Genomic DNA, 6,417 nt, shown 5'->3' on the forward strand with positions numbered 1-6,417 from the left:
CTATTTGTAGGAGCTCCCATCTTAAAATTACTTGTTCTTTTATCAATAGCATTATATTGTACATTTGCATTTAATTGAGGTAATCTTGAACTATTAGAAATTTTTACATTATAAGAACTAGTTTCTAAATCTTGCTTAGATTTTAAAAGTGAAAAATTTGAATTCAATGCTCTTTCAACTGCATCTTTTAATGTAAGTTTAATTTTATCTTTTTCAGTTATTTTTAAATTTGAAATATTTTGTAAAAAAATAAGATTTGGATATAGTTCAAGTTTGTTAGCTATATCTCCATTAAAAAAGATATTTTCTCTGGGTTCATTGACTTCAACTACTTTACCTAATCTATTACTAGTTTTATAAAGCATATAATTTAATGATGCAGCTCTAATACGTTTTGAAAACTCTTTTTTCATATCAATACCAATATAAGCATATTTATTAAAATTTTCATTGAACGATATTAAAAATATAGGATTTTTGCTTTCTTTTATTCTCTTTTCATCAGTTTTATATATATTAATTTTTAAACTGTTTATATTAATATTTTTAGATAAGTTAGTAATGTTTTCTTCACTTATATTTGAAATAAAAATATCGATTTCATTTGCTCCATTTACATTATTAAAGATTTGAAGGTAATTTTTTAAATCTAAATCACTATAGACATAATTTAAATTGTTTGATAATTTTTCCAAATTTTTTCCAAAACCTAAAGGTGCAGAATAAAATTTATTTTTGTTTAAATTTTTTATTTTATCGATAGAAGTATCAGTTAAAATAAAAATACTATCAATTTTATTATCTAAATTAATAGAATTTAGTTGATTTTCTAGATTTTGATTATCAACATATAGAACTTTCAATATATTCGGCTGAAAATTAGTACCAGCAAAATTTTTAGTTAGTTCATCTTTTAGAATATTTAAGTAAGTAGTTGATATTTCATCATTATTTTCTAAAATAACTGCAGTATTGAGTGTTTTAGAAAAAATAGAAATATTCATTATAAGTAATAAAAATAAAACTTTGATCACAGTATCCTCCTAAATTTAAATTTGACTAAATATTATATACTTTAAATTTAATGTTTGTATATTTGCAAAGAAATACTTAAAAAAATGTACTGCATTGCATAATTAAAAGTTCTTCTATTTATATGAGAAAAATGATATACTATTAAGACATGTATATTATTAAAATTTTAAATACGATAAATTTGATAAGATATGTTTTAAAGAATTTGTGTCTTTAAACATATCTTTATTTAATTATCGTTAAGTAAGAGTAAAAAAATTAAAGAAGAGGGGTGAAAGGATTTACTTTTAGCAATTTAATATAGAAAAATAAAGCTAAAAGTGTTATCTAAAAATGTTTTTAAATAAAAAATCATTGAATATTTTAAATCTGTTTTTAAGTTTAAAAAGATACAGTTATTCAGAGTTAGAAACAGTTCTAAAAATAAAGAAAAGATCAATAACAATGAATATAAATACAGTAAATAGTTTTTTACACAACCATAATATAAATGGAATACTGAAAGAGGATGAAATTTTTTATATCGACGAGAAAGAAATTTTAAAAATAAAAGATTTATTATCACATGCACCTTTTAGTCCTATTGAAAGAAGAGACTATATTTTATTAAAACTTTTTTTTACTAATAAAGTGATATTAAGTAATAGTTTTATTGAATTAGATATCACAAGAAGAACGTTAAACTATGATTTAGAAAGAATAAAAGAATATTTAATAAAGTATAACCTTAAATTAGAAAGTTTACCTTCAAAAGGAGTTTTTCTTATTGGAAATGAAATAGATATAAGGTTTTTATTTGCAAGTTATTTAACTAAGTATTTTGTAGAAAGAGATAGTTGTCATAATCTATTTATTAATTTGATTAACAGTATTTTTTCTAAAAAAGAGGTAAGTCTAGCTAAAAAGATAGTCTTAAATCTAATAAATAAAATGAATATTTCACTTCCACCAGAAGATTTTTTTAAAATTGTTTCAATAATTTTGATTCATTCGTTTAGAGAAATTAATTTTCCTTGTTCGTACGAGGAATATAGAACTTCTCAGGTTTTATTAGAAAATAAATATTATAATAAAGTTATAAATTTTTTAAAAACTCATGGATTAGAGGAATTAAAAATATATGAGTTAGATACAATAGCAGAACTTCTTTTATCATTAGATATTGAAAGATATACAATGAATATTGAGAACGAAGTAAATTTATTTCTAAAAAATCTTGAATTTAAATTAAATATAACCATTCCAGAAGAGCAAGATTTTTTAATGCAGGTTTCTAATGCAATAAGAATAGGAAAGTTTAAAGCAGAGTTAAATTTTTTAGAACACAAAGAATTACATAAATTAGATAGAGAATATAAAAGATATTATATAGAAATAAATAATGTGATTAAAGAAATTATTCCTAAATTTTATTTAGAGGATATTATATATTTAACTATACTTATAAAAAATATTGTGGATATGAATGATCTAGAACATAAAAAACCAAAAAATATAGCAATAATTGATAATTCTTTTAATCATATCTATGGAAAAATGTTATTAAAATATATAAAAGGAAATTATTATGTAAATATTTTAAAAATATTAGATAATTATCAATTAAAAGATTTTTTAAAAAATGAAAATGAAATAGATTTTATATTAACTTTAAATGATATAAATGTAAAAAAGACAAAAGTTCCAACAATAAAGATGGATTTTAAGTACATATTAAATAATGTTTGCGAATTGGAGAAACATGGATTTTTAAAAAAATAATAGAGTTTCAATAATATATTTATTTTGACATATTTCTGTAACAAATCTTTGATAGTATTTATTCATAAGAAAAAGAATAAATAAAAAAGAGGAGTGATTATAATGAAAAAAATATTATTAGTAGGAGCTTTTGTAATATCAGCAGTTTCATTTGCAAATGGGCACGGAACAATGGGAAATATGAATCATGGATCTATGGGAAATAACGTAAATAACATGGGTATGATGAACGGAGATATGGGATGTAAAATGATGAAAAATGGAAGTCATATGATGGGAAAAATGAACATGATGAATATGAGTCCAGAATTAAAAAAACAAATGCAAGATGATATGATAAAGATTCAAGAGAAACAGTTAGAAATTAGCAAAATAATGAATACTACAAATCCAGATATGAAAAAAGTAGAAAAATTAAATAATGAAATTTATCAAATAAAAGCAACACATATGACAAAAATGCAAGAAAATATGATAAAAACAAATTAATTTATTATAATAAAGACGGGATTCCCGTCTTTTTATTGTATAATAGAATAAAATTCAATATTTATAGAATTAAAAGGAGTTTTTATGAGAAAAAAAATTTTAATAATAGAAGATGAAGAAAATTTAGCAAATATAATAGGAAAAAATTTAGAGAAGGAAGGTTTTGAAATAAAAATAGTTATTCAAGGAGATTTAGCTTTGGAAGAGTTTTATTCTTTTTCTCCATCTTTAGTTCTATTAGATATAAATTTACCTAAAAAAAATGGTTGGGATATTTGTAAAGAGATTCGTCAATACTCAAAAATACCTATAATAATAATGACTGCTCGAGATACAGAATTAGATGAAATTCATGGTTTAGAATTAGGAGCGGATGATTATGTAACTAAACCCATTAGTACAAAGGTACTTAGTTTAAAAATAAAAAAACTTTTAAAAATGGAAAATAATAGTTTTTTTTATTTAGATAAGCTAAGTTTTGACTATAATGCTTTTAAAATTATAATAGAAGATATTGAAATAATTTTATCAAAAAGAGAGGCATTGCTTTTAGAATATTTTTTTAGAAATCAAGACATAATTCTTTCAAGAGAAACTTTATTAAATGAAGTTTGGGGATTTGAATTTAGTGGAGAAGAAAGAGCTGTAGACACATTAGTTACTCGTCTTAGAAAAAAAATGGGAATATATGGAGAACATATAAAATCAATAAGAGGTGTGGGGTATGTATTTAACCAAAATTAGAGTTAATTTTTTTACTAAAATATTTGGATTCTCATTATTTATTGTATTGATAACAATTTTGATAAATTATACTTTTAATGCTATTTTTTTAGAAAAATTTTATATTTATAGAAAAAAAGAATTAATGTTAAAAGTTATACAAAATGCAAAAATTATTTATGAAACACAATCTGAAAATAGTTTTGAAAATTATATTTATGATGTAAAAGAATCTATGGGAATAGAAGTAGATATAAAAAATAAAAAAAAGAATCATATGATGGGAAATCATATGATGAGAAGAAGTGATAGTATCGAAAATATACCATATAATAAATTTGTAGATAAAGAGTTATTAGGAAATGATGCTAAGATTTTGTATTATGGAGAAGAATTATCAAAGGATAGTGGAATATTTGTAAGTACTTCTCTTTCAATAATTCAAGCTCATAGCCATGAAAGTAATATATTCAATATTATGACAGCTTTAGTTGCACTTATTGTATCTTTAGGAGCTGGATTAATATTTTCGAAAAGAATTACAAAAGATATAGGATACTTAAATGAAAAAGCTGATAAAATTTCAAGATTAGATTTTCCCAAAAATATTGAAATTAATAGAAATGATGAAATTGGTGATTTAAGTAGAAGTTTAGAAAAAATGTCAAAGGAGTTATCAACATCAGTATCCAATTTAAAATCATTTGTATCAAATGCTTCCCATGAACTAAGAACTCCTATTGCTGTTATTTGTACTCATGCAACAGCACTTCTTGAACATAAAGAGATTGAAGAAAAAGAAAAAAGAAAATACTATGAAATAATTTTGAAAGTTGGGAATGAAATGAAGGAGTTGATTGAAAATTTACTAACTCTTTCAAAATTAGATAGTACAGTTTTTAAGTTAAAAAAAGAAAATGTAAACTTAAGAAAAATTATAGAAGAAGCATTAGAAAGATACGATATAATTGAATTAGAAAGAGATATAAATGTTGAGATAAGCTTAGTCACAGAGAATATAATTGGAGATCCAAGAATTTTAAAATTAGTTCTGAATAATTTAATCCAAAATGCTTTAAAATATAGTATTATTGGTGGCAGCGTAAAGATTTCTCAAACTCTTAATTGCTTAGTTATAGAAAATACTTTTCAAGGAGAGCTCGGAAATGAGATTGAAAAACTTCTTCAACCTTTTTCAAGAGGTAGAAATGCTGAAGATTTTAAATTTGATGGAATGGGCTTGGGATTATCAATAATATCTAAAGCTTTAAATTTAGCATCAATAAAATATGAGATAGAAGTGGATCAAAATAGATTTATAGTGAAATTAAAAATATTAGATAATTAGTTTAATAAAAAAATACTTATGAAAGGGGAGTTTTTAAAATGTTTAAAGTGAATGATGAAATATGTATAGGTTGTGGAATGTGTGTAAAAGATTGTTTTGCACGAGATATTGAGTTAGTTGAAGGAAAGGCACTAATAAAAAATGTGACATGCTTTAAGTGTGGACATTGTGTCGCCGTGTGTCCAGTAGCAGCGGTATCTACAGACGAATATAGTATGGATGACGTAGTTGAATATAATAAACAAAAATTTACCATTGAGCCCGATGAACTTTTAAATTTTATAAAATTTGAGAGAACAATACGACAATTTAAGGAAAATGATGTAGAGAATGAAAAGCTTTTAAAGATAATTGAAGCTGGAAGATTCACACAAACAGCTAGTAACGCACAAAATGTAAACTATATAGTAGTAAAAGAACAGATTCAAGAAGTTAGAAAAATAACTTTAGAAGTTTTGAATAGTTTAGGAGGATATATTTTAGAGAATTCAACAAATCCTTTATATAAGAGATATGCTAAAATGTGGATAAAAATGTATAGTGATTTTATAGCTGATCCTTTAGGAGTAGATAATCTGTTTTTTAAAGCACCAGCTCTAATAATAGTTACTTCAGAACATCCTTTAAATGCTGGATTAGCTTCAGCTAATATGAAGCTTATGGTTGATGCTTTAGGGTTAGGAACTGTTTTTAGTGGATTTTTTACAAGAGCTTGTGAGGGAAATTCTAGAATAAAAGATTTTTTAGGAATTGAAGAGAATCAAACTGTAGTTACATGTATGGTTATTGGATATCCAAATGTGAAGTATTCAAGAACTGCTCCGAGAAAAGCTCCAAATATTATTTGGAAATAAAAATTATTTTTTAGATAAAACTGCTAACTTAATTGTTGGCAGTTTTATTATTTTGATAAAAAATTCTATATATTGAAATAAAATATGTTATAATGAAAATAAAAAAGGAGAATTTGATGAAGGGGTTTATACTAGGTATTATTTCAGCTTTATTTTTTTCATTGACATTTATTTTGAATGAGGTTATTAGTTTAACTCAAGGAAATT

The 6,417-nt window shown here is 23.2% G+C and carries 6 protein-coding genes; 5 read left to right on the forward strand and 1 reads right to left on the reverse strand.

Annotated elements, in window-relative coordinates; all coding sequences use genetic code 11:
- On the reverse strand, positions 1 to 1,034 hold a 1,034-nt coding region (locus Q0V08_RS09905; protein WP_297434366.1), incomplete at its 3' end, for a TolC family protein.
- Positions 1,035 to 1,368: 334 nt separating this feature from the next.
- On the opposite strand from Q0V08_RS09905, the gene Q0V08_RS09910 reads away from it, so the two are divergent.
- The 5 genes from Q0V08_RS09910 to Q0V08_RS09930 all read left to right on the forward strand — a co-directional run bounded on the left by Q0V08_RS09910 (position 1,369) and on the right by Q0V08_RS09930 (position 6,210).
- Positions 1,369 to 2,796, forward strand: coding sequence for a helix-turn-helix domain-containing protein (locus tag Q0V08_RS09910; protein ID WP_297434368.1), 1,428 nt, complete (start codon positions 1,369 to 1,371; stop codon positions 2,794 to 2,796).
- A gap of 102 nt (positions 2,797 to 2,898) precedes the next feature.
- The gene (locus tag Q0V08_RS09915) at positions 2,899 to 3,285 is read left to right on the forward strand and encodes a hypothetical protein (RefSeq protein ID WP_297434369.1); all 387 of its coding nucleotides are present in this window, start codon (positions 2,899 to 2,901) and stop codon (positions 3,283 to 3,285) included.
- Positions 3,286 to 3,369: 84 nt separating this feature from the next.
- A complete protein-coding gene (locus Q0V08_RS09920) occupies positions 3,370 to 4,029 on the forward strand; it encodes a response regulator transcription factor (protein ID WP_297434371.1) in 660 nt (219 codons plus the stop codon).
- Positions 4,010 to 5,356, forward strand: coding sequence for a HAMP domain-containing sensor histidine kinase (locus Q0V08_RS09925; RefSeq protein ID WP_297434373.1), 1,347 nt, complete (start codon positions 4,010 to 4,012; stop codon positions 5,354 to 5,356). The genes Q0V08_RS09920 and Q0V08_RS09925 overlap by 20 nt, the downstream gene beginning before the upstream one ends.
- 38 nt (positions 5,357 to 5,394) lie before the next feature.
- Positions 5,395 to 6,210, forward strand: coding sequence for a nitroreductase family protein (locus Q0V08_RS09930; RefSeq protein ID WP_297434375.1), 816 nt, complete (start codon positions 5,395 to 5,397; stop codon positions 6,208 to 6,210).
- Positions 6,211 to 6,417 lie beyond the last annotated feature (207 nt).

This window comes from uncultured Cetobacterium sp., from assembly GCF_947038635.1.
Taxonomy (GTDB): domain Bacteria; phylum Fusobacteriota; class Fusobacteriia; order Fusobacteriales; family Fusobacteriaceae; genus Cetobacterium_A.